The organism is Collinsella sp. CLA-ER-H3 (assembly GCF_040092425.1).
Classification (GTDB): domain Bacteria; phylum Actinomycetota; class Coriobacteriia; order Coriobacteriales; family Coriobacteriaceae; genus Collinsella.
The window spans coordinates 1-17,820 of record NZ_JBBNLP010000010.1; the positions used below are offsets into that span (position 1 = coordinate 1).

Consider the following 17,820-nt stretch of genomic DNA (forward strand, 5'->3'; position numbering starts at 1 on the left):
AGCAGCAGGTAAAGCTTGCCATGGCGATATCGACCGATTGCCCGTACCTCATCCTCGATGAACCGCTGAACGGCCTCGATCCGGGAAAACGGAAAACCTCCTGCGACGCGATGCGCAGCGAGGTGGCACGGGGACGAAGCGTGCTCATTTCAAGCCATCTGCTCGACGACCTGGCAGACCTCACCAACTCGTTCTACTTCATCGAGGCCGGCACGCTCGTGGAAAAGATCGAGTCGTCCTCGCAGACGCTCAAGCAGGAATACCTCGATACATACGAAGGAGGTGAATGACATGATAGGCAAGAGCTATGCAAAGATGGCGATTGTTGGCTTTGTACTTTGTCTTGCAATGGTGCTATGTGCATCATTTGCGAGGTATAGGTCCGAGCAGTCGTTCATCGATGGCGCTGAAAATGGGTTTGGCATAGACGGGATGTATGTCAACGATGGCGTGACCAGGTCGTCTATGGCGATTCTTGCAGGCGAAGACATGGAATGGCAAATCTGTAATGACGATGGCTCTTGTCTGAGTGGTCGTTTGGCCGCAACGAGCGAGCCGAATTCGTTCGATCTTCTCGACAATGATGGAGCGGATTGCGGTTCTGTTCACCTGTCGTATGCATCGCGAGATGGGATGGACGGCATTCTCTACGTCTCCCACGAGTCTGGCGATTTCAAGATGCGCGGGACTAACCGAGTGCCGGCTTTTATCGAGGAGTGAGAATTCCCGGCGGTCTTCCGATAAGGCCGCCGGGGTATTGAACCCCGCATTCATCCGTACACACACGGATGAATGCGGGAAGTGTCCGGATGAAGTTGATAATCAAGGAAACAAAGCCGTTCTGCCTGGGACGGCTTTGGCCTGGACTTTAACTACAACATCGCAATCGACACCTATCAGCTCGCGCAACGCGCATGGCCAAATCTCGGACGCTGGTGCATGGAGGACCTTCGAGATTTACTGGACATCCAAAACGACGACGCATACCGCGTGCTCGCCGACTGCGAAGACGAGATGGCTGTCTACAATGCGATCAGAAACGGCGTGAAGTCCGGAGAGCTTTCTGTGGAACCGCTGCGCCGTCGCGCGAGCCGACCGGGCAACCCGGGCAATCTGGTCCCGGCTCTCACGGTCGTATTCCTACGATATCGCCCCTAGATCACCAATGTGTCAGATAAAGAATGAGGCAATGGCTATGATCACGCCTACGGCAGATGCAACGACTGCGCCCTTTTTCCTCTCCTTTAGTCCGACGAATAGGGTTGCCGTAAAGTAAAGGGCGGAAATGCAGGCTATGGCAAGCGAAACGAGTTCCTTGGGCGGTTTCAGCAAAAGGTCGCTAGCAAAGAGTAATGCAAGCAGGGCAAAGCCGATTGTGGTCAAGTATCTCGATTGATTTTGCGACAGCATGGCAACTTCCTTTCAGAACATGCAAGTGAAAAGTCGGTACGATGTCATTGCGGTTACAAACAAGCCGCCGCCGGGACCGGTTGTCACGAGACCGGCGATAACGCATTTTCTCGGTTTCCAGCTCATGACAGACCCCTCTCTCATGGTGCAACGTATACATTATGAGATATACACATTTTGTCCTATAAGCCCCAAGGATGACGATTCCAATACGGACGACGACACCAAAACCGGCATCGACGGCTCCATGGACGATTCGGATTCCAAATAGGCCCTGTTAGTTGAGCCACTTCTTTGCCGGTGTCGTATACGAGACCGCTATACCCGCGGCAATTGCCATCAGGCAACTCGCGATGAATCCGAACTCATACTTCAAAACGTTTGTTGCGGTCAGGGCGATAATCAACACTGTCAGAATTTGCAGAATTATCGTTATTGCGAAGAGATTGATTCCTTGTTTGGCCGAAGTCGCTGAATGAGTTTGGCTTCGTTGATTCAGGTTGAGGCAGACAAGGAAAGCGACCAGTTCGCTTGATAAGGGGCCGACTACATAGAAAAAGATTGCGTCAATGAAGCCAATAGTGTTGTAAGTGTTGTAAGTTGTTTCGCCGGAAAACACAGCGTATAAAGCATATCCAAATCTTGGCTGATTCATGTATGAGTCCGAAAAGACGAAGAGCGTCAATATTGCTACTACCAGAAGTGCATTCAGGGCAAATCGTTTGCTTTTCATCGATCGCTCCTTCCGGGTGAACTTTATTATGTAATTATACAGCAGTCATTTGTTATTCAAAGAATTTGACTGTCCTAAATAACTGCACTTTCGCTGGAGGGTCGCTGTTTGGCGGCCCTCTTTTTTGCACAGGCGCGGTGGGATGGTAATATCGGGCGGGAGTCAGCCGCTCTGATAGAATCGTCCTTGCTGTCGGCAGCCCTCGTGCCGGGCAGAGCCCTCCATTTGATGGGAGGTGATGCCCATGACCGATTTCACCGAGCTCGTGAAGCTCCTGACCGCTATGGTCTCGCTCCTCACGGCCCTTCCAAGGCACTCAAGCAGGGCTCGAAGCCCAAAAAGAAAGGCCACCGTCGCTAAGACGATGACCCAACTTCATTAAGCAACGGCTCTGCCCAGCTCTCTACAACTTGGGCTGCCGTTGGCATCATTCTACCCTCCTGACAAGGAATTCGTCCATATTTCAAAAACCAAATTGCGTTTGCTATCGAAGTTCATTCATCGTCCATGTACATGAGCGGAACAGCGGAAACCGTTCGCTATGCTCCTGACCGTGCCAAAGAATTACTCGAAACGGGACCACGAGAGTACGATCGTTTGCCGGATAGCCGCCACTACGACGGATATCCTTGATAGTAAGCGCTAGAATGATTTTGCTCTTATGGAGCTCAGCCCCGGCTGGTAAACCTGACGTTCGGCGCGGTGTGCGTGGACGCGCCTGGAGAGCTTGACCTCAAGTACGTTCAAGCCTAGGGGCCTAAGCCCCCCGCGCTCAAGCCTAGGCTTGAGAGAGCAGACTGGCAGGCAGCAACCGGGATATAAACGATTTAGGGGGAGTACTGGCGTACTCCCCTATTTTTTACTGAGTAGCCGAAAAAACGAGGCAACGAGAGGCGATTTAAGGTGCCTGAAAACAGGTACCCCTAGCGGGTATCCAAGTAGGTTTTTTTTGGGGTCGTATTCGCGATTGTGTTAAGCCGTTTACCTGGGCGTTTGGTTTCGAATGGGCGTTTTGGCTATTTTTGCGATGCGGTTGCCGCTGCGGCAAGACCGGAGCAGAATTATGGAATAGCCCTACGCTCGGCAATGTATCTACAAACCCTGAGCGAGGGGAGTGTCGCATATGCATGCAGCGGCAATTAACCTTCGGGGGGGGGTATCTCCTAGAGGTACTCTTCTCCGAGGCCAATCAATCATCGAGTACGTCCTAATCATCGCCGTCATCGGCCTGGTGATCGCGTTCGCCGGACCCGGCGTGGCGGGGGCCATCCACAACCAGTTCAACCTGGTCGGCAACACGGTGAACAGCGGGACTGGCGCTGGCACCGAGGGCGGCGGTGCATCCGGCGGCGGCTCCACAGGCGCCGATTCCGCGACCGTCCAGGCGGCCGTCGTCAAGGACGCGAAGGACTGGACGCTCGGTGAGCAGAAAGCCGTGGCCGAGGACATCGCCGCGAAGGGCGAGGCATCGCCTGCGTACGCCAAGGCGAAGGCCGCCATGGATGCCGGCATCAAGTTCTCGATGGAACTGACCGATGGACGGACCCTCAGATACCGCATTATCGGCATCAACCACGACGACCTTGTCGACGGTAGCGGCAAGGCGGGCTTGACGTTCCTTACCACCTCGAATAGCTTTGCTTCCCGCGTGAACGCCACGGACACCAACGCCGGCGGCTGGGAGAAGTCGGAGCTCCGTAAGGAAATGAACTCCGGTGAGATCTGGAACCTGATGCCCGTCGATTTCCAGTCCAAGGTGAAGGCCGTCAAGAAACTCACGAACAACGTCGGCGGCGGCAGCGCAAACAAGAATGCCGCCGTGACGGCGACCTCCGACAGGCTCTTCCTGCTCAGCTACTCCGAAATCGTCGAGACCCCATATAGCGATTGGTCTGACTATTCATGGATTGGACAAGAGGGAACCCAGTACGAGGCCTTCAAGGGCAAGGTGATGAATAGCCACTCGGGCAACCCTGCCATTGCCACAGGCGGCGGTTCGTGGGAGCGTTCGGTGCTTCCAGACAACTCTGTGCGCTTCCTCTATGTCGACAACCACGGCACTCCGTCGAGCAACATCTTTGCGTCGAGCTATGGTTACGTCTGCCCCGCCTGGTGTTTCTAGTTTCTTTTGGTAACCGCGCGAACGATTGTCGTCTTGAAGCATAGTTATCGGGTTGAGGAGAAAATGGGTCATACAGTGGCTCTTAGAGCGCCTGCCGCGCTCCTCCGCCAGTACCTCTGCGGCGTCCTCGTGTAGAGCCTCATCCTGCTTGGCGTTTCGAGTTCGGGAAGTACGCGGTGGGTGGATAATTGACTCACTCAGATGACGGCGCTGACGGGAGCGGCCATGGCGATGTGCGAGATTGCGGTCAAGTTCGATGAGGACGAAAGAGCTTCGATTCGGGATAATGCGGACGCCGCGGGCATGTCCTTTTCCGAGTTCGTGAGAAGGGCCGCGCTCGAGAAGGCTGAGGACATGGCGGACACCGAGGCCTACAACGAGGCCTTGGGCGGGGTCCGGCTTATAGCCGGATCCCGCTTTTCTATGGCTTTCATTCGTCTGTCTAAAGGTATGAAGCGGTTGACTCGATAGGAATGCGGGCAACGCCCGAAGCGGGCGTCATGGCTGCTCTCAGAGCGCCTGACTCTTTCCCCCGCCGCTACCGTTGCCGCAGCGGCACGTTACGGGCTGATCGGTTCGCTCTAACGTACGCTCCTGCATGCAATATCAATCCCCATACGAAGGGAGTGTCGCATATGTATGCAGCGGCGCAGAACCTTCGGGGGGGGGGGTATCTCCTAGAGGTGTCCGCCTCCGAGCCCAATCTATCATCGAGTATGTCCTGATCATCGCGGTAATCGACCTGGTCATCGTGTTGGCGGGACCAGGCGTGGCCGGAGCCATCCGCAACCAGTTCAACCTGGTCGGCAACACGGTGAACAATGGGACGACCGGCGGCACCGAGGGAGGCGCGTCCGGCGGCGGCTCCACAGGCGCCGATTCCGCGACCGTCCAGGCGGCCGTCGCCAAGGAAGCGAAGGACTGGACACTCGACGAGCAGGAGGCGGTTGCCAAAGACCTCGCCAAAAACGGGACTTCGTCTCTCGCCTATGCCAAGGCAAAGGCTGCGATGGACGCTGGGACGAAGTTCTCGGTGAAGCTGACGGACGGCAAGACGCTGACCTACCGAATCATCGGTATCAACCACGACGAACTCGCGGACGGGTCCGGCAAGGCAGGTCTTACATTCTTTACAACATCAACGAATATCTCCTCACGCATGAATCCCGATGGCAAGACTATCGGCGGTTGGGAGAAGTCAGAGCTCCGCGGGAAAATGAACTCGGGTGAAATCTGGAACCTCATGCCCTCAGATTTCCAGTCCAAGGTGAAATCCGTCAGGAAGCTCACGAACAACGTCGACAGCGGTATCGAGAACAAGGACGCCGCCGTGACGGCTACCACCGACAAACTGTTCCTGCTTAGCTATTCGGAAATAGTTGATAACCCCGAAGTAACCGAAAATGGCGCTAAATGGCCGCCGAACAGTTGGCTCAGTAAAGAAGGGACTCAGTACGAAGTGTTCAGAACACCCGAGAATAAAAGTCAACTTGGGAATTCTTTGAGTAACGGCGACGCCTTTTGGGAGCGCTCTCTTCGTCCGACCTACTATAATCCGACGGATTTTCTTGATGTCCTTTCAGGAGGTTTGGCATCAAATGCTCAAAACGCAAAATATTCAAAGGTTGTCTGTCCCGCCTGGTGTTTCTAGCTTGTCTTCTAGCTTGTCTAGCGAAAAGCCTGCGCGAAGTCGTGCGGGCTTTTCTTTTGGCAACCGAACGAACGGTTTGAAGTTCGTGGCACAGGTAATCGGGTTGAGGGGAAATGGGGCCATGCAGCGGCTCTCAGAGCACCTGCCACACTCCCCTACGAGCTCCGTTGCCGCAGCGGCAAGACCGGTGCAGAAATCTGAAATAGCCCTACCCTCGAGCCGTATCTACAAACCCTGAGCGAAGGGAGCCGCATATGCATGCAGCGGCAATTAACCTTCGGGGGGGGGTATCTCCTAGAGGTACTCTTCTCCGAGGGCAAAGTGTCATCGAGTACGTCCTGATCATCGCGATCATCGGCCTGGTCATCGTGTTCGCGGGACCCGGCGTGGCGGGGGCCATCCGAAACCAGTTCAACTTGGTCGGCAATACGGTGAACAACGGGACGACCGGCGGCGTAGAGGGAGGCGCGTCCGGTGGAGGCTCCGCCGGGGCCGATTCCGCGACCGTCCAGGCGGCCGTCGCCAAGGACGCGAAGGACTGGACGCTCGAGGAGCAGAAAGCGGTTGCCGAGGACATCGCCTCCAAGGGCGAGGCATCGCCGGCGTACGCCAAGGCAAAGGCCGCGATGGATGCGGGAACGAAGTTCTCGATGAAGCTGACGGACGGACAGACGCTCGAGTACCGTATCATCGGCATCAACCACGACGACTTGGCCGACGGCACCGGCAAGGCGGGACTGACGTTCCTCACCACCTCGACGGATATTTCGTCCCGCATGAACGCCATGAAAACCAGCGATGGCGGATGGGAGGCATCCGAACTCCGTGCGAAGATGAATTCGGGCGAGATCTGGAACCTGATGCCCGCCGATTTCCAATCCAAGGTTAAATCGGTTAGGAAGCTCACGAACAACGTCGGCGGCGGTAACGCGAACAAGAATGCCGCCGTGACGGCTACCTCCGACAAGCTGTTTCTGCTCAGCTACTCCGAGATCGTCCCCACCTCCTATTGGGCTTCCGACTACCCCTGGAGCTCCTCCGAGGGAACCCAGTACGAGGCCTTCAAGGGCAAGGTGATGAATAGCTATTCGGACAACCCTGCCATTGCCAGTGGCAGCTATTGGTGGGAACGTTCGGTGCGTCCGGACCACTCTACGTTCTTCCTCCGTGTCCACGCCGGCGGCGATCCGGCGATCAGTGACAATGCGACGGTCTCGAATTGCGTCCGCCCCGCCTGGTGCTTCTAGCCTCAGCTGTTAAGCCCGCACAGGCTGTGCGGGCTTTTCTTTTGGCAACCAAACGAACGATTCTCGTCTTGAAGCATAGTTGTCGGGTTGAGGTGAAATGGGGTCATACAGCGGCTCTCAGAGCGCCCGCCGCACTCCCCCGCCATTACCCCTGCGGCGTCCTCGTATAGAGCCCGTCCCGCTTGGCGTTTCGTTGCAGCAGCCCACTTGTCCACCGATCAAGTGAACTACTGGAATAAATACAGCGACACGCTTGTTCACTATAGTCGCTATATCTGTGTAAATCGCCGTGATAAATACAGCCCGTACTCGGCTGTATACCAGCTACGCGTATGTAGATTCACATCGCGTTAATAAATCGGCTCAAGCGCGTGCAAAACGCGCAAGTAGCCGCAAAAGGCGATTATCGCGTAGGTAGATTTTTGGCACCCTGTTGATTAATCAAAATTAAGCAATTGCTTAAAACAAAAAAGGTCAGGCACTAAGTGCCTGACCTGCAAACTTCTGGTCGGGACGACTGGATTCGAACCAGCGACCCCTTGACCCCCAGTCAAGTGCGCTACCAAGCTGCGCCACGTCCCGAAGCTTTTGTTTGTTGCTCTGCTCTCGCTCGCAACAGTGAATATATTAACCCGAAACTTTGCCCTTGTGCAAGAACTTTTTTAAATATTTTGAAGCAAGTCCAAAATTGTATTTGCGAGCTGGGGTTTTGTTAGCACGGGGAGTTCTTGCGTGCCCGCTGTGCTTACAATCCAGGCCTTGTTAGTGTCGGTTCCAAAGCCCGAATCGGCGCGTGAGACATCGTTGGCGATAATGGCATCGCAACCTTTGCGTGCCAATTTGCGCTCGGCGTACTCGACAACGTTATCGGTCTCGGCCGCAAAGCCGATCACGCATCGCTCGCCCTTCTGACGCGAAAGCTCGGCTAAGATGTCAACGGTCTCGACGAGCTCGATTCGATCCAGGCGCTCGTTAACCTTTTTGAGCTTATGGTCGGCAGGGGCCGCCGGGGTATAGTCGGCGACGGCAGCCGCACAAATTGCCGCATCGGCCGTCTGAAAGGCGCTCAGTGCCGCCTGGAGCATCTCTGCGGCGGTTTGCACGCGCACGCACTCCACGCCGCGGGGAACATCGAGCGATGTCGGTCCCAACACGAGCGTGACTTCGGCACCGCGGCGTGCGGCCTCCCCCGCCAGGGCGATGCCCATCTTGCCCGAAGAGCGGTTGCCGATGAATCGCACGGGGTCGATCGGCTCGTGCGTGGGGCCGGCGGTAATCACGACGCGCTTGCCCGCCAGGTCCTGAGGCGCGGGGTTGAGCACCTCACAGACAGCCTCGACGATGTCTCCCGGCTCGCTCATGCGTCCCGTGTCCACGTCGCCGCAGGCAAGGTAGCCGCTGCCCGGACCCACCACATGGACACCGCGCTCGCGCAACGTGGCCATGTTGGCCTGCGTCGCCGGTGCCTTCCACATGCCGTTATTCATAGCGGGTGCGATCACGATGGGTCGCGGTGTGGCTAGTAGCGTGGTGGAAATAAGGTCATCGGCGATGCCGTTGGCCATCTTGGCGATGATATTAGCCGTCGCGGGCGCTACGACCACCAGATCGGTCTCCTGCGCCAGCGAAATGTGGTGGATGGGGTCGGAGGGATCATCGAATAGGCCCACCGCGACCGGCTCATTGGTGAGTGCGCGGAAGGTAAGCGGCCCCACGAACTCCGTGGCATGCTTGCTCATAACGACCTTGACGCGCGCGCCGCGCTTTTGCAACAGGCGCACGATATTGCACGACTTATAGGCGGCGATCCCGCCGGTAATGCCCAGCAGGATCGTTTTTCCCTCAAGTTGCATTGAATTGTTGGGTGCCGCCATCGTTTAAGCTTCCTTGCTCGGGAGCACCAGGAGGCGGTGGCAGTACGGGCAGTGCGTAATCTCGCTACCGTCATGGTTGAGGTCGCTCATGGACGATGCCTGCAGCGCGGTGTGGCAGACCGTGGGGATGTTGCCCTGGATGGTCTCCACGGCCAGGCCGCGGAACTGCTTGAGCAGACGCTCGTAGTCGGTGAGCACGTCGGCCGGTAGCGTGGCAGCAAGCGCGGTGCGCTCCTTAGTAGCGGCGTCAATCTGAGCCTGCAGGTCGGCAGCCTTGGCGCGGGCGGCCTTGGTATCGGCCTTTACGCCCTCCTCGAACTTGGCGATGATTGCCTGTGCGCGGGCCTCGCGGTCGAGCGCCTCCTTATGGGCGACAACGACGTCCTTGCGGGTGTGCTCAATCTTGTCCAGACGCTTGGCCAGGGTGGCGAGTTCATTCTCCAGGTCCTGAACCTCGCGGTAGTCGGAGCCGTCGACGTGGCGCTTCTTGGCGGCCTCGATGGCGTTGTTGGTCTGAATCTCGGTGGTGTTGAGATCGTCGAGCTCAATGTCCAGATCCTTGCGCTGGGCGTAGAGTTTGGTCATCTCGGACTTGAGCTTCACATAGGTCTTGCGCTTGGAAGCGAGCTCCTTGAGCTCCGGCATATTGGCAAGTTCGCTCTTGTTGCGGGCGAGCTCCAAATCGATCTGTTGCAGCTTGAGTAGCGTAGCGCCGGCGCTCATAAGTTCTCTCCTTTTGTCACAGTCCACCATTGGCAAGGGTTCAGTATTTTAATCGCATGACGGGGGTTGACCCCGGCGTCAACTGCAGAGTTCATCAATATATCAACGAACGGCTCCTCAGAGCGGTCGTGGCCGAGCAAGATCACCGGCAGCCCGCGCAAGGCAAGGTCTTGCGCCACGTGGTAGCCCGCCTCGCCGGTTACGATGACATCTGCGCCCGCGGCGATGGCGAGCGCTCCAAAGTCGCCCAGGGAGCCGCCTAAAATAGCGACGGTACGGCATGCGTGCTCGGCTTCGCCCCACGCACGCGGGTCGCTGCCGAAGGCCGTGGCAGCACGGGTGGCAAGATCGCGCAGCGTGCATGGGTCGTTGAGCGTTGCAAGCGCGCCCAGGCCGGTGGTCTCGGGGTCGTCCACGTGCTCCAGTGAGCTGACGGGTGCGGCACCCAGCAGCTCACTCAGCCAGATGCGGGCTTCGTGCGAGCGGTCCAGGTTGGTGTGGAGCGAGATAATGCTCACGCCGCAACGCGCTGCCTCGTAGAGCGCCGCACTGCATTGGGGGCGTGCAGCATCCGCCGGACAAAATGCCTCGGGCGCCTTGATATAGACAGGATGGTGCGTCAGCAGCACGTTTGCACCGGCTTCTTGGGCGCGGAGAACATTAGCTTCGGTCGCATCGAGCGCGCAGGCAACGCCGGTGATCTCAGCAGCGGGGTCTCCCACAGATAGCCCAACATGATCCCAGCCCTCGGCGTCCGCCTTGGGGTAGCGCGCCAGCAGCGCACGTTCAAGCTCAGCGACGATCATGCGGCACCCACGATCGAGAGCAGCGTCTGGGCAAACTCGTCCAGATCGCCCGGATTCACGCGGTCATCAAAGGAAATGCGCAGTGCGCCCAATGCCTGCTCGCGACCGATGCCCATCGCGCTTAAAACATGGCTCGGGTCCATGCTGCCGCTCGAGCACGCCGAGCCTGCCGATACCTCAAAGCCGGCGGCGTCGAGCTTGACGATGAGCTCCTCGGAGTCCATGCCGTCGACGTAGATCGAAACCATACCCGGCAGACGATCGGTCTGCGCGTAGTCGCCCATCGTGGCGTGAATGCGCGGATGGGCCGTAAGCGTGGCGTAGAGCTTGTCGGAAAGGGTTTGCAGCGTCGCACGCTCCTGGGCCACATGGGGCACCAGCGTGCGGGCGGCAGCGGCAAAGGCCAGCTGCGTGCGCAGATCCTGCGTACCGGCGCGACGGCCGGCTTCCTGTCCTCCGCCAAAGATGCGCGGACGCAGCGGCGTGCGGCTCTTAAGGTAGAGTGCGCCAGATGCCACGGGGCCACCGATCTTGTGCGCGGCAACGGTCATGGCGTCAACTCCCAGCTCGGTGACATCGAGCGGAATATGCAAGTAGCCCTGGATGGCATCGGTGTGGAACAGGGCGCCCACGGTATGCGCGGCCGCGGCAAGCTCGCGGATGGGCTGCACCACGCCGGTCTCGTTGTTGGCAACCATGATGCTCACGAGCGCCACGTCGTCGCCTAGTAGCTCGACAAGCGCGGCAGGCTCAATGTAGCCCGCGCGGCAGGGCTGCACCAGGTCGACGGTAAAGCCGGCGGCACGCAGCAGCGGCAGGTTGTCCAGAATCGAATCGTGCTCGATGGCAGATACGATCACGCGGTTACGCTTGCGATCGCGCTGACGAGCGCCCTCGGCAAGACCGAGCAGCGCCAGCTGGTTGGCTTCGGTGCCGCCGTTGGTCAGAACAATCTCGGACGGGCGGACGCGTGCGCCAAAGCTATGGGCGATCTCGCGACGGGCAACCTCCAGGCGCGCGGCGGCCTTGCGGCCGAGCGAGTGCAGCGAGTTGGGGTTGACGCCGGCAAGCTCGCTGTCGTCATATTCGCGCTGCGCAAGGAGCGCCTCGGCGCGCATGGGCGTCGAGGCGGCATAGTCAAGATTCACGGGTATGCGGTTTTGACCTGCGGTCATAAGGATTTATGCCTCCTGTGCAGCCTCGTTGCCCAGCTTCTGCAGCAGCGCAACCTCAGCGGCGGGATCTTCGGACTTAAATACGGCGGAACCGGCCACGAGAACGTTGGCACCAGCCTTGACAACCTCGGCGATGTTCTTGGAAGAAATGCCGCCGTCGACCTCGATCATGGGCGAAACGCCGAGGCGCTCGCACATGGCCTTGAGCTCGTGCAGTTTGGCAATGGTACCGGGGATAAAGCTCTGGCCGCCAAAGCCGGGGTTCACGCTCATGAGCAGCACCATGTCGACAACGTCGATGATGCTCTCGAGCACGCAGACAGGCGTTGCGGGATTGAGCACCACGCCGGCCTTAACGCCGCGCTGCTGCAGGTGCGTGAGCGTGCGGTGCAGGTGCGTGGAGGCCTCGTAGTGCACGGTGATCATATCGGCACCGGCGTCGGCATACCAATCGACCGTCTCGTCGGGGTTCGACACCATCAGGTGCGCGTCGACCGGCACGTCAGTTGAGCGCTTGACGGCCTTGAGGATGTCAACGCCAAAGGTGAGGTTGCCAGTAAAGTGACCGTCCATGACGTCGAAGTGCACAAAGTCGGCGCCGGCGATCTTGTCGAGGTCGCCTTTGAGGTTAGCCATATCGGCCGAAAGAATCGAAGGAGCGATTTTGATGGAACCCATGGGAGAAGCCTTTCTGCGCTAGTCGGTGAGTCCGTAGAACTCTTGAGAGGGTACGCGGTCGGTAAGAATCTCGAGCGCCCTATCCAAAGTAACACCGTTGTAGAGCGTTTGCTCCACGGCAAAGGTGAGCGGAATGTCTACGCCCAGTGAACGGGCGAGCTCGCTGACGCTGCGGGCCGCGACGGCGCCTTCGACCACCATATGCGTGCGCGTCTGATACTCGTCGAGCGACACGCCGTGGGCAAACTCGTAGCCAAAGGTGCGGTTGCGCGAATGCTCCGAGGTGCAGGTGGCAATGAGGTCGCCCATGCCGGCGAGTCCCATGCAGGTCATAGCTTGACCGCCGCGGGCGTGCACCAGACGGCTGATCTCGGCCAGGCCGCGCGTCATGATAAGGGCAAGCGTATTGTCGCCGGCACCGGTGCCGGCGGAGATGCCGCACACGATGGCGATAACGTTTTTCATGGCGCCGCAGACCTCGACGCCGGTCATGTCCTGCGACAGGTAGATGCGGAAGGCCGTGGATAGGAGCAGGTCCTTAAAGGTCTCCCCTATCTGCGGATCTTTGCTTGCGATGACGGCAGCAGAAAGTCCGCCGCGGCAGATTTCCTCAGCATGGTTGGGGCCCGAGAGCGCCGCCACGCGCGACTCGTTGCCGATCTCGCTGGCGATGACCTCGCTCATGAGCAGGCCAGACTCGGGCTCAATGCCCTTGGTGAGGCAGAGCACCGGGGTGCCGGCGGCGATGAAGAGTGCTGCCTGATGACATACGCTGCGCAGGTGTGTGGAGGGCACGGCAAAGATAATGGAGTCGGCGCCGTCGAGCGCCTGCGACAGGTCCGTGGTGGCGACAACGTTGCCGGGCAGCTCGTAGTCCACCAGATACCGGGGATTGCGGTGCTCGCCATTGATGCCGGCGGCCGTCTGCTCGCTATGGGCCCACATGGTCACGCGCTCGGCTCGCGCTGCAGCAAGGCCCGCGACGGCGGTTCCCCAGGAGCCGGAGCCAATCAGCGCAACATTCATGACTCTCTCCTACTTATCGTCGGGCTCGGTGACGCGTTTGGTAAACGAGAGCTTGGACTCCTTACCCGTCATGAGCTTTTTGATGTTCGCACGATGGGCCCACACCACAGTAATGCCGATCAGCGCCATGCAAAACTTAAGTCCGAGGCTGCTGTACGGAAAGACCGTGCAGGCAGCGATGGGAAGACCGATGGCCGCGGCAAGCGAGCCCACCGACACAAACTTGGTGATGGCGACGGCCACGATAAACATGCCCAGCAGCGACAGGCCAATAGGCCAGTACCAGGCGAGGATGATGCCCAGACCAACTGCGATGCCCTTGCCGCCATGGAAGTTGAGGTAGGGCGAGAAGATATGGCCCCACACGGCTGCCAGGCAGATGACGCCGAGCATCCAGTCGCCGGCGGCACCGGGGGCCATAATGCTCACGGGGAAGCCATAGCCCAAGTCGGCAATGAGCGGACGCGCGATAAGGACGCAGATGGCGCCCTTAAGGCAGTCGAGCAGCAGCGTGAGCGCGGCCACCTTGGGGCCGGCCACGCGCAGGGCGTTGGTGGTGCCGATGTTGCCGGAGCCTGCCTTACGAATGTCCGTGTGGTTGAACACGCGGCCCAGGATCAGACCAAACGGAATCGCCCCGATAAAGAACGAGACCACGGCGCAGATGGCGGTCAGAAGAATCGGATTATGCATCCTTTTGCTCCTTCTTCCTAAAGAAGAGTCGAATGGGCGTGCCGGCAAAGTCGAAGGTCGAGCGCATGCGGTTCTCCACGTAGCGCTGGTAGGTGTCGTTGACCAGGTCGCTATGGTTGACGAAGAACGTGAACGTCGGCGGGTTGACGCCCGTCTGGGTCACGTAGTGCATACGCAGGCGGCGCTTGCCGTCCACCACGGTATGACCGAACTCGCGCAGGTCGGTGAGGAACGTGTTGAGGCGTGAGGTACTGATCTTTTGCGAGCGCGTCTTTTCGGCCGCGTCGACCATCGACCAGATCTTCTCGACGCTACGGCCGGTTAGGGCTGAGATGCGCAGGTACTGGGCCCAGGGAGCCATGACGCCCAGACGGCGGTCGACGGTCTCCATGCAGGCCTCGCGCTTGCGGTCATCGTCGAGCAGGTCCCACTTGTTGAGCAGCACCACGATGGCGCAGCCGCGCTCGATGGCAAGACCCATGACCTTCTGGTCCTGCTCGGTAACGCCCACGGAGGCGTCGACGACGAGCAGCGCCACGTCGGCGCGGTCGATGGCGCGCAGTCCGCGGACCATGGAGTAGTACTCGATGTTCTCGTACACGGTGCTCTTCTTGCGAATGCCCGCGGTGTCGACCATGCGGTAGTGCTTGCCGTTGCGCTCCACGACGGTGTCGATGGCGTCGCGCGTCGTGCCGGCAATGTTGGACACGATAGAGCGGTCGGCGCCCAGGATGCGGTTGAACAGCGACGACTTACCGGCGTTGGGACGGCCGATGATGGCGACATTCAGCGCATCGGGGAACTCGTCGGCGACTTCGTCCTCTTCCTCGGGAAGCAGGGCCACGATGTCGTCGAGCAGGTCGCCCGTGCCGTGGCCGTGCAGGGCCGAGAGCGGCGTGGGCTCGCCGATGCCGAGCGAATAGAACTCCCAGATGCTGTCGTTCTCGCGATCGGGGTTGTCGAGCTTGTTCACCAGCAGAAAGACCGGCTTGTCGCAGCGCTTGAGCATGCGAGCGACCGACTCGTCCTCCTCGGTAACGCCGGTGCGGCCGTCGACCACAAACAGGATGACGGCGGCTTCCTCGGCGGCGGCGAGGGCCTGGTCGCGAATGGACGTGGCGAAGACGTCATCGCTCTTGAGCGGCTCGATACCGCCCGTGTCGACGATGTTGAACTCGCGGCCGTTCCAATCGGCCGTGTGATACGAGCGGTCGCGCGTGACGCCGCGGGACTCGTGGACGATGGCGTCCGAGGTCTGGGCCAGGCGGTTAACGAGCGTGGACTTGCCCACGTTGGGGCGTCCGACGACGGCGACGATAGGTTTCATCTGCTCTCCTTTAATGGGTAGGGTCAGTGGAAGTGTTAGAGTCTGCGGGCACAATGCCAAGGATGTGTTCCAGGGTATCGAGCAGCTCATGCGGCATGGTCGACACCACATGAACCTCGGCGCCGCGACTGGTAAGGCTTGCGAGTAAATCGTCACGATGATACTCGTCAAGCGTCATGCCGTCAGCGTTGAACATGAGCTTAGGCACAAAGAGCATAACCCCCGACAGGTCTTGGGGCAGCTGCTCCAAGATGTCACACGCGACGATGAGGCCGGTCACGTCCACATTGCCGCCAAAGTAGCGGTTCTTGATGGCTGTGACGGTGCCGGCGAGACCATACGGCGACTCCACAAAGCGCGCCACGGTGTCGCGTGCGCTGGCGCCTGAGAGACATAGAAGCCGCTGGTTGCGGGCGGCGACGGCCTCGTGGACGCGGGCCAGACGCTCGGCGTCGGTAGTCAGCACGTCGTCGGTCTCGTCCAGATACGAGCGGATCATGCCGATGCCGTCGTAGTACTGCGGGTAACCGTCGTAAAAGTCTGCCTCGGGAGGATCGATGCCGGCGTCCAGATAGAACTCGTCGCTCATCTGGAAGGTGTGGCGGCCAAAGCGTTCGTAGGCACGATCCTGGTAGGGACGGATCATGGCAATGGTCTCGCGTGCTAGCTCGGGCTTGTCGCTGTAGGACCAGCTAAAACGGTTCTGATGCTTGGTAAAACCGAGCGGCACAATGCCCAGGCTTGTGATTTGCTCGTGCTCCTCGCAAAAGCGCAGGGTCTTTTCCAGCTCCTCGCCGTCGTTCATGCCGGGGCACAACACGATCTGCGCGTGAATCTCGATGCCGGCGGCCATGATGGCCTCGAGCACATCCATGCCGCGCTGGGCGTTGCGGCCCATTATGCGTCGGCGGACATCGGGGCTCACGGCGTGGACCGACACGTTCATGGGGCTCATGTTGCGTTGGATGACGTTTTGCACGTCCTCGTCGGTAAGGTTCGTGAGCGTGACAAAGTTGCCCTGCAAAAAGCTCAGGCGGTAGTCGTCGTCGCGAATGTAGAGCGTGGAGCGGCCGCCCTTGGGCAGCATCGTCATAAAACAGAACACGCAGGCGTTTACACAGGTGCGCATGCCGTCGAAGATGGGGCCATCGAACTCAAGGCCCCAGTCCTCTCCCGGGAAGCGGTCGAGCTCGACTGGGGTGACGCTGTTGTCGCGCGGGTCGAAAACCTCGAGGTCGACGGTGTCGTCGTCTGCCTCCCAGAGCCACACGATCATGTCGGTGAGCTGCTCGCCGTTGACCGTGAGCACGCGCATGCCCGGCTCGATACCCACATCCCATGCGGGCGATTCGGGACGCACGTTCTTTACGAGCGCGCCCTCACCCGGCTCGGGGTCGCGGCTGCGCCCGTAATCGGCCACCTCGGCGGCGTATGCGGGTACGGTCTGGTCCATGGTTAGCGGTAAAGCTCCTTGATGCGCTCGACGGCGCGCTCGATGTGTTCTTGCGGGGTGGAGGCTCCGGCGGTGATGCCGATGTGGTGAGCGTCGGTAAACCACGCGCCCTGGAGCTCGGAAGCTTCCTCGATGTGATGCGTGTGCTCGCAGGCGTCTGCGCAAATTTGAGCCAGGCGGCGGGTGTTGCCCGAGTTCTTGCCGCCCACGACGACCATGCAGTCGCAGCGGTTGGCAAGTGTGGCTGCTGCCTGTTGACGCTCACTCGTGGCGGCGCAGATGGTGTTGATCACACGCAGCTCCTGCACGCGCGGGGTGATAGCCGCCACGACCTCGGCGAGGTTCTGCGCGGTCTGGGTGGTCTGCACGACGAGGCCTACCTTGCCCTTGAGCGACAAGGCGTTGGCGTCAGCGGCACAGCTCACGACCTGCGCATCGTCGCCTGCGTGGCCTAGAATGCCCTCGACCTCGGGGTGCCCCGGCTCGCCCACGACGATCACACGGTAGCCCTCGCGCACCAGGCGCTCGGCCGCCACATGGACCTTCTTCACGTAGGGGCAGGTGGCATCGACCACGTTGAGGCCGCGCTTGCGGGCAGCATCGATCACCTGCGGCACTACGCCGTGTGCGCGGATGATCACGGTACCCGATGCTGCGTCGTCCAGGGTCTCGGCCAGGCCAACGCCTGCCTCAGCAAGCTCGCGCACCACGATGGGGTTATGGATGAGCGGTCCCAAGGTATGGACCTGAGCGCACTCCCCTGCCTGCGGCGCGGCGGCCAACGCCATGTCGAGCGCGCGCTGCACGCCGTAGCACGTTCCGGCATGGGCTGCGATCTCGATGGTGGGCGCGCCGTCCTGGTCGGACGCAGTCGCGGAGGTGTTTGTCACGTTCTCGCTCAT

General features: G+C 59.7%; 18 protein-coding genes, 1 tRNA gene and 1 pseudogene. 7 read left to right on the forward strand and 13 right to left on the reverse strand.

The window, feature by feature from the left end; all coding sequences use genetic code 11:
- The 3 genes and pseudogenes from AAAX32_RS08515 to AAAX32_RS08525 all read left to right on the forward strand — a co-directional run.
- Positions 1-290 (forward strand): annotated as a pseudogene (locus AAAX32_RS08515) (ABC transporter ATP-binding protein); the annotation flags it as partial.
- Position 291: 1 nt separating this feature from the next.
- Positions 292-720, forward strand: a complete 429-nt coding sequence (locus AAAX32_RS08520; protein ID WP_349100526.1) for a hypothetical protein — start codon at positions 292-294, stop codon at positions 718-720.
- 219 nt (positions 721-939) lie between these two features.
- On the forward strand, positions 940-1,158 hold the full coding sequence (locus tag AAAX32_RS08525; RefSeq protein ID WP_349100527.1) for a hypothetical protein: 219 nt from the start codon (positions 940-942) through the stop codon (positions 1,156-1,158).
- Between the two features lie 12 nt (positions 1,159-1,170).
- Here the strand turns inward: AAAX32_RS08525 and AAAX32_RS08530 are convergent, their stop codons facing one another.
- Together AAAX32_RS08530 and AAAX32_RS08535 are read right to left on the reverse strand one after the other, a co-directional pair.
- The gene (locus AAAX32_RS08530) at positions 1,171-1,410 is read right to left on the reverse strand and encodes a hypothetical protein (protein WP_022093933.1); all 240 of its coding nucleotides are present in this window, start codon (positions 1,408-1,410) and stop codon (positions 1,171-1,173) included.
- Positions 1,411-1,687: 277 nt separating this feature from the next.
- Positions 1,688-2,143, reverse strand: a complete 456-nt coding sequence (locus tag AAAX32_RS08535; protein ID WP_138341014.1) for a hypothetical protein — start codon at positions 2,141-2,143, stop codon at positions 1,688-1,690.
- 1,255 nt (positions 2,144-3,398) lie between these two features.
- On the opposite strand from AAAX32_RS08535, the gene AAAX32_RS08540 reads away from it, so the two are divergent.
- From AAAX32_RS08540 to AAAX32_RS08555, 4 genes are all read left to right on the forward strand, one after another.
- Entirely contained in the window at positions 3,399-4,265 is an 867-nt protein-coding gene (locus AAAX32_RS08540; protein WP_349100528.1) for a DUF6273 domain-containing protein, read from the forward strand.
- Positions 4,266-4,490: 225 nt separating this feature from the next.
- On the forward strand, positions 4,491-4,736 hold the full coding sequence (locus AAAX32_RS08545; RefSeq protein WP_229071678.1) for a DUF6290 family protein: 246 nt from the start codon (positions 4,491-4,493) through the stop codon (positions 4,734-4,736).
- 298 nt (positions 4,737-5,034) lie between these two features.
- Complete coding sequence (locus AAAX32_RS08550) at positions 5,035-5,916, forward strand: DUF6273 domain-containing protein (RefSeq protein WP_349100529.1); 882 nt, start codon at positions 5,035-5,037, stop codon at positions 5,914-5,916.
- A 386-nt stretch (positions 5,917-6,302) separates the two neighbouring features.
- Positions 6,303-7,163 (forward strand): DUF6273 domain-containing protein, encoded by an 861-nt coding sequence (locus AAAX32_RS08555; protein WP_349100530.1) that lies wholly within the window; start codon positions 6,303-6,305, stop codon positions 7,161-7,163.
- Positions 7,164-7,668: 505 nt separating this feature from the next.
- Here AAAX32_RS08555 and AAAX32_RS08560 read toward each other — a convergent pair.
- The 11 genes from AAAX32_RS08560 to AAAX32_RS08610 all read right to left on the reverse strand — a co-directional run bounded on the left by AAAX32_RS08560 (position 7,669) and on the right by AAAX32_RS08610 (position 17,820).
- Positions 7,669-7,745: transfer RNA gene (locus AAAX32_RS08560), tRNA-Pro, on the reverse strand.
- Positions 7,746-7,825: 80 nt separating this feature from the next.
- Positions 7,826-9,037 carry a bifunctional phosphopantothenoylcysteine decarboxylase/phosphopantothenate--cysteine ligase CoaBC gene (gene coaBC / locus AAAX32_RS08565; protein ID WP_349100532.1) on the reverse strand — a complete coding sequence of 404 codons (1,212 nt, stop codon included), beginning with the start codon at positions 9,035-9,037 and terminating at the stop codon, positions 7,826-7,828.
- A 3-nt stretch (positions 9,038-9,040) separates the two neighbouring features.
- Positions 9,041-9,760, reverse strand: coding sequence for a hypothetical protein (locus AAAX32_RS08570; RefSeq protein ID WP_349100534.1), 720 nt, complete (start codon positions 9,758-9,760; stop codon positions 9,041-9,043).
- Entirely contained in the window at positions 9,757-10,566 is an 810-nt protein-coding gene (locus AAAX32_RS08575; protein WP_349100535.1) for a Nif3-like dinuclear metal center hexameric protein, read from the reverse strand. Before AAAX32_RS08575 ends, AAAX32_RS08570 begins: the two co-directional genes overlap by 4 nt.
- On the reverse strand, positions 10,563-11,741 hold the full coding sequence (locus AAAX32_RS08580; protein WP_349100536.1) for a cysteine desulfurase family protein: 1,179 nt from the start codon (positions 11,739-11,741) through the stop codon (positions 10,563-10,565). The genes AAAX32_RS08575 and AAAX32_RS08580 overlap by 4 nt, the downstream gene beginning before the upstream one ends.
- A 6-nt stretch (positions 11,742-11,747) precedes the next feature.
- Positions 11,748-12,419 (reverse strand): ribulose-phosphate 3-epimerase, encoded by a 672-nt coding sequence (gene rpe / locus AAAX32_RS08585; RefSeq protein ID WP_349100538.1) that lies wholly within the window; start codon positions 12,417-12,419, stop codon positions 11,748-11,750.
- 18 nt (positions 12,420-12,437) lie between these two features.
- A complete protein-coding gene (locus AAAX32_RS08590) occupies positions 12,438-13,445 on the reverse strand; it encodes an NAD(P)H-dependent glycerol-3-phosphate dehydrogenase (protein WP_349100539.1) in 1,008 nt (335 codons plus the stop codon).
- A 9-nt stretch (positions 13,446-13,454) separates the two neighbouring features.
- Positions 13,455-14,138 carry a glycerol-3-phosphate 1-O-acyltransferase PlsY gene (plsY, locus tag AAAX32_RS08595; RefSeq protein WP_349100540.1) on the reverse strand — a complete coding sequence of 228 codons (684 nt, stop codon included), beginning with the start codon at positions 14,136-14,138 and terminating at the stop codon, positions 13,455-13,457.
- Complete coding sequence (der, locus tag AAAX32_RS08600; protein WP_349100541.1) at positions 14,131-15,465, reverse strand: ribosome biogenesis GTPase Der; 1,335 nt, start codon at positions 15,463-15,465, stop codon at positions 14,131-14,133. The genes plsY and der overlap by 8 nt, the downstream gene beginning before the upstream one ends.
- A gap of 10 nt (positions 15,466-15,475) precedes the next feature.
- Entirely contained in the window at positions 15,476-16,918 is a 1,443-nt protein-coding gene (locus AAAX32_RS08605) for a DUF512 domain-containing protein (RefSeq protein ID WP_349100543.1), read from the reverse strand.
- Between the two features lie 2 nt (positions 16,919-16,920).
- The gene (locus AAAX32_RS08610) at positions 16,921-17,820 is read right to left on the reverse strand and encodes a 4-hydroxy-3-methylbut-2-enyl diphosphate reductase (RefSeq protein ID WP_349100544.1); all 900 of its coding nucleotides are present in this window, start codon (positions 17,818-17,820) and stop codon (positions 16,921-16,923) included.

Excerpts from the sequence above, each read along its gene's own strand:
- AAAX32_RS08520 (WP_349100526.1), top strand. The coding sequence starts at position 292 with ATGATAGGCAAGAGCTATGCAAAGATGGCGATTGTTGGCTTTGTACTT.
- AAAX32_RS08525 (WP_349100527.1), top strand. The coding sequence starts at position 940 with ATGGAGGACCTTCGAGATTTACTGGACATCCAAAACGACGACGCATAC.
- AAAX32_RS08530 (WP_022093933.1), bottom strand. The coding sequence starts at position 1,410 with ATGCTGTCGCAAAATCAATCGAGATACTTGACCACAATCGGCTTTGCC.
- AAAX32_RS08535 (WP_138341014.1), bottom strand. The coding sequence starts at position 2,143 with ATGAAAAGCAAACGATTTGCCCTGAATGCACTTCTGGTAGTAGCAATA.
- AAAX32_RS08545 (WP_229071678.1), top strand. The coding sequence starts at position 4,491 with ATGGCGATGTGCGAGATTGCGGTCAAGTTCGATGAGGACGAAAGAGCT.
- coaBC (WP_349100532.1), bottom strand. The coding sequence starts at position 9,037 with ATGGCGGCACCCAACAATTCAATGCAACTTGAGGGAAAAACGATCCTG.
- AAAX32_RS08570 (WP_349100534.1), bottom strand. The coding sequence starts at position 9,760 with ATGAGCGCCGGCGCTACGCTACTCAAGCTGCAACAGATCGATTTGGAG.
- AAAX32_RS08575 (WP_349100535.1), bottom strand. The coding sequence starts at position 10,566 with ATGATCGTCGCTGAGCTTGAACGTGCGCTGCTGGCGCGCTACCCCAAG.
- AAAX32_RS08580 (WP_349100536.1), bottom strand. The coding sequence starts at position 11,741 with ATGACCGCAGGTCAAAACCGCATACCCGTGAATCTTGACTATGCCGCC.
- rpe (WP_349100538.1), bottom strand. The coding sequence starts at position 12,419 with ATGGGTTCCATCAAAATCGCTCCTTCGATTCTTTCGGCCGATATGGCT.
- AAAX32_RS08590 (WP_349100539.1), bottom strand. The coding sequence starts at position 13,445 with ATGAATGTTGCGCTGATTGGCTCCGGCTCCTGGGGAACCGCCGTCGCG.
- plsY (WP_349100540.1), bottom strand. The coding sequence starts at position 14,138 with ATGCATAATCCGATTCTTCTGACCGCCATCTGCGCCGTGGTCTCGTTC.
- der (WP_349100541.1), bottom strand. The coding sequence starts at position 15,465 with ATGAAACCTATCGTCGCCGTCGTCGGACGCCCCAACGTGGGCAAGTCC.
- AAAX32_RS08605 (WP_349100543.1), bottom strand. The coding sequence starts at position 16,918 with ATGGACCAGACCGTACCCGCATACGCCGCCGAGGTGGCCGATTACGGG.
- AAAX32_RS08610 (WP_349100544.1), bottom strand. The coding sequence starts at position 17,820 with ATGAGCGAGAACGTGACAAACACCTCCGCGACTGCGTCCGACCAGGAC.